The organism is Oleiphilus sp. HI0117, from assembly GCF_001635235.1.
Window position 1 is genome coordinate 1 of the sequence record NZ_LWGA01001066.1, and the last position, 4369, is coordinate 4369.

The following is a 4369-nucleotide window of genomic DNA, read 5'->3' on the forward strand; positions in this document are numbered from 1 at the left end:
ACTTACCAACCTAACCTTCAATAGAAAGCCCCATTAGATCAAAGTTTTAGAGTGCTTGCATTAACTTTGTCCCCCAAGCGTCCCGTTACCCCTTTTACTACTTTCTGTAAATTTACTCCCGACTTAAGCAAATGCCAAAAGCGTTGCATGCGCTTTAACGCGTGTTATCACTTTTACGTATTCAAACCATAAATGTCGGAGGAAATTATGACAAATCTATATAAGTCAGTTGGGCTAATAATCGGTGTATCGCTAACTGCCGCATGTTCAACAGTTAATGATGTACCACAAACGCCAGCACCTCAAACAGCAGAGTGTAATTTTGACGGTACGGAAAAGGAAGCTCCAAATTGGGTGTGTACAGGGGTTATGGGTGACCTAGTTACAGGAAGGGGAAGTTATGACCGTAACAGTGCCAGCGAGAACCTCTCATTTCAAATTGCTCAGCAACGCGCTCGAACAGATCTCGCAAGAAAACTAACTGTTGATTTAAAGGCAGCGCTAAGTGATTACGAGTCTATCACTGGATCAGGTCTGAGTGAGCGGGCAGAAAAACATGTACAGGAAATAGGGCAAAGTGAATTAAAGATGCCGCTATCGGGAAGCCGTGTTTATGCCTCGGTTACTGACCCAAATGGGGTGAAGTACGTGCTGGTGGGGATTGATGAAGAGTTGGCCAAGAAGAACAAGAAGCTCTTCATCAAATCGAGCTTTAGAGACGCTGAAGCTAAGTGGACTAAAGAAGAAGCAAAGAAAGCTTACGACGAACTAGAAAAAGTACTGAATAACGAACACTAACAACACTTAAGGATACAACGATCATGACAAACCTAATGACAACTAAAAACCTACTTGGCGCATCTATACTAGCAATTTTGACCGGTTGCGGATCAGGAAGCGATGGCGATTCAGGGCAACCAATAAACCCCGTAAACGAAGGAGGAGAAATTAACAAAAGCGACCTGCCTAAGGTCAACTTTCCAAAAATCGCTACAGGAGAAATTAATGACCAGAATGTTGAATCTGTAATTTCAGAGGTATATCAACTAAACGAGTACTGGTTAAACGAACTGAGATACAAGCTTGAGAACGTTGATCTAGAACTTGGCAATTCGGTAACAACGGCTAGCTATCCGAACGGTTCATCAGATTTAAGCGATCTTTGTGATAGAGGTGGATCGTACTTAGTAGAATTCTACAGCGTTACTTCTTTACAAGATGGAAATGGCAGCCGCGTTCACGGAGCTGGCGATTATATAGATATCGACTTTGCTCAGTGCGGAGCCGATTTTTTACATTCGGGATACTATATTTCGGGCTCGCATCGGTACGATATTTTAAGTGGTTATTTTGATGGCTATGACTACATAGCTGAAAATACCACGGTGAAAGAAACGTATGAAAATAGGGTGCTCGACTATGGAACTTACAATCTAGATGATCTTGAAAGCTTTGTTGAGTTTCAGAATGGCTCGATAACTTTTGACCTTAGAGATGCGAATACCTTGGCAATGAGTGGGCAAAGGTATGAAGAAAAACCTACCAATTTATATTTCAACGACCCTTATCAAATTAGTGATTTTGCGATTGAACTCAGACAAGAACCCGGTAGGTGGAGCTGGGATGGTACTTACTATCTCGATACTGATTCAGCGCTTAACTTTGCGTCGCTTGAACTCAATGTTTCGTATTCGGTCGATATAACAGAAGCGCTCGTCTATACCGATTATAACTCCGAATATTCAGCTGGTGTTGTTTTAGTAACAGGCCTATCAAGTCAGGTAGAGCTTACTTATTACGACACTCATATTGCTTATCGTCTTGACGAAGATGACGACGGCTTCTTCGAAACAGAGAGCATCGTTTCTTACAACGAGCTTTAAGGTAAAGGGAGTTAGCGATTATGAAGTGCATGTTCGATAAAAGAGCATTGGCTATATCTTTAGCGATCTCCGTCACTGGGGGGGCCGCATATGCGGCACCTGTTGAAATGTTACCCCTTAGCGCACGTACATTGGCGCAAGGAGGAGCTGGAGTTGCGGCAGTTAATGGAGCGACCTCTATGGCAATTAATCCAGCTGGTATGGGATTTAGTGAGTTCAACGCTAGGGATACTGGGGAATTTGTGCTTATTGGTGCTACTAGCTATGAAAATACGGGGCTTGGGTCGGACGACGATGGCGGTGTGTTTTGGGCTAAAAGGTACACAAAATGGGCTTTCGGCCTCGGTTTATATGATACTCACAACATAAGAGTGTCTTTTAAAGAGCCCAGTCAAGGAACTGAAGAAGCGGCGATTCTACAGAGTTATGATATCAGCGCAAACGTCGCTTATGCACCGTCAGACAGCGCAAAAATAGGCGGCACATTAAAAATCATATCGGTAAAAGAAAAAGATGTGAGCGATAAGGTAAGGCAAGAGACGTCGGGGTATGGATTACAGTTAGGGGCAAACTATAGATTACTTGATAAACCAATCGACTTCACATCAAGTTCTGGATATTTAGCGTGGGATGTAGGCGCAGCTTACCATTTTGAGTCGACTCATACCCCATTCGAAAACGATTTTAATCATCCCCTAAGAAACCGAGAGATTACAGCATACCCGGAATCAGTATCAGTTGGTTCGAAGATGAGTCTTGGTTGGATCTTTAGCGAAGTAAGTTTCCAACTCAATCTTAACGCAGATTTCGAAAAACTTAAGTACAGCGGGATGTCGGATTTATTGTTTCAAACTAGCGACTCTTTAGATATCGAACTTACAAAGAAAAAGCTCGGTGCTGAACTACTAATCGGTGGTGCCACTTCTTCGAACACTTTTGCGATAAGAGCTGGCATAACAGATCAAACTGGAAATTATTCTGATTTAGCGGATGAACAGCGAGCTTCGGTTGGTCTAGGTTTTGTTAGAGGTGGCTTTTCAGTTGATTTCGCTGCGCAACAGTTTTTTGGGGCTAGCGAGAACAAATTCAAGATAGGAATGCTAGAAATTGGAATCGAGTTTTAAGGTTGTTTTAGAGAAGGTATAGAAAGATGAATATGGTTAAAACGTCTGTAGTTTTTGTTGTGTTGTTTGCTATTAGCTTGAGTACTTTTGCTGCAAAGAATGACACAGCATTTGAGCTTTTTACTGACGCTGAAAGAGCTTTAGAGGAGGGAGACCTTAATGAATCTAAAAGGCTAGCAGAAAACGCGATTAATTTAGTCCCTGGTGATGGTCGTATCACTATCAATAAGCAAGCAAAATACCGATTTGCTTCATTTGGTAGAGGCTTAAAACCAGTTAGGTATTATGATGGTGATGACGTTGATTATCGACCAAACAAGTTACTGAGAAAAGTAAAGGAAAAAGCTCGGGAGCGATCAGAGAGGTTAAGAGCAACGCTGAAAAACGATAACCCGCCTCGCCTTGTAGTAGAACCAAGATTAGTTGATTCAGACTCAGACGGAATTTATTACGAAGATGAGACTCTTGAGATACAAGTGCTCATTAGAAATGAAGGAGAGGGACTAGCTGAAAACGTAAAGCTTATCATTGATGGACGTAGTTCAATGCCAAGTCTACTTTTCAAATCTTTTATCGGTGAGATCCCTCCAAACAGTGAACGGATACATTCGCAAACTATTTTATTGCCTCGAGAATACGATGACGATGAGTTAGATATTGTTGTAAAAGCTGAAGAAATGGATGGCTTTGGCGCCGATATAGCTAAATCGAGTTACCAAATCCACGAGTGGGAAGAACCCAGAATAAGAATTACAACACGGAGAACGTTTGAATCACTAAAGCCTGGGCGCACAAGTAAGTATGAATTGATTGCCGAAAATATTGGCAGCACGCCAGCACGTAATATTGCAATACATACCGAACTAGAAACGAAAGGTATACGTCTAGTCGATGAACAGTGGCCTGAAAGGATAGCCTTGTTAGCTCCAGGAGAACGGCTTCCACTCACTTTATTCTTAAGAGGTGACTTGGAGCTGGATAAGAATACTAAACCGGAATTCAGTATACATATAAAAGACCTGGGTATCGATGACGCGAAACATTCGATAAAACGGATCGCAAATTATTCCTTGCATATCGAGGAAGGTTTTAGATATCACCATTCAGGAAATGTCAAACAATATGCAGTTTCTAACATCGGTTTAGCTGAGGAGGATAAAAGACCGGCAAGGATAAGCAAGAATAGGATAGAACATACTGACAATTATGCGCTCGTTATAGGTAACAGAAACTATTCTAAAATGCCGGGGCTACCCGTTAGATATGCGTTGAAAGATGCAAAATTGATGGCTGACGTGTTTGAAAAGAACATGGGGATTCCAAGTCGAAATATCGCTCAATACCATGATGTTTCCTTAGGTG

Annotated in this window: 4 protein-coding genes; all 4 read left to right on the forward strand. The window is 41.9% G+C overall.

Features of this window, described 5'->3' with window-relative positions:
- Positions 1 to 207 precede the first annotated feature (207 nt).
- Positions 208 to 798 (forward strand): hypothetical protein, encoded by a 591-nt coding sequence (locus A3757_RS19075; protein WP_068740108.1) that lies wholly within the window; start codon positions 208 to 210, stop codon positions 796 to 798.
- Between the two features lie 23 nt (positions 799 to 821).
- Positions 822 to 1883 carry a hypothetical protein gene (locus tag A3757_RS19080; protein WP_068506800.1) on the forward strand — a complete coding sequence of 354 codons (1062 nt, stop codon included), beginning with the start codon at positions 822 to 824 and terminating at the stop codon, positions 1881 to 1883.
- 29 nt (positions 1884 to 1912) lie between these two features.
- The gene (locus A3757_RS19085; protein ID WP_156506423.1) at positions 1913 to 3007 is read left to right on the forward strand and encodes an OmpP1/FadL family transporter; all 1095 of its coding nucleotides are present in this window, start codon (positions 1913 to 1915) and stop codon (positions 3005 to 3007) included.
- A 26-nt stretch (positions 3008 to 3033) separates the two neighbouring features.
- The coding region (locus A3757_RS19090; RefSeq protein ID WP_156506424.1) for a hypothetical protein at positions 3034 to 4369 on the forward strand (1336 nt) is incomplete at its 3' end.

Excerpts from the sequence above, each read along its gene's own strand:
- A3757_RS19075 (WP_068740108.1), top strand. The coding sequence starts at position 208 with ATGACAAATCTATATAAGTCAGTTGGGCTAATAATCGGTGTATCGCTA.
- A3757_RS19080 (WP_068506800.1), top strand. The coding sequence starts at position 822 with ATGACAAACCTAATGACAACTAAAAACCTACTTGGCGCATCTATACTA.
- A3757_RS19085 (WP_156506423.1), top strand. The coding sequence starts at position 1,913 with ATGTTCGATAAAAGAGCATTGGCTATATCTTTAGCGATCTCCGTCACT.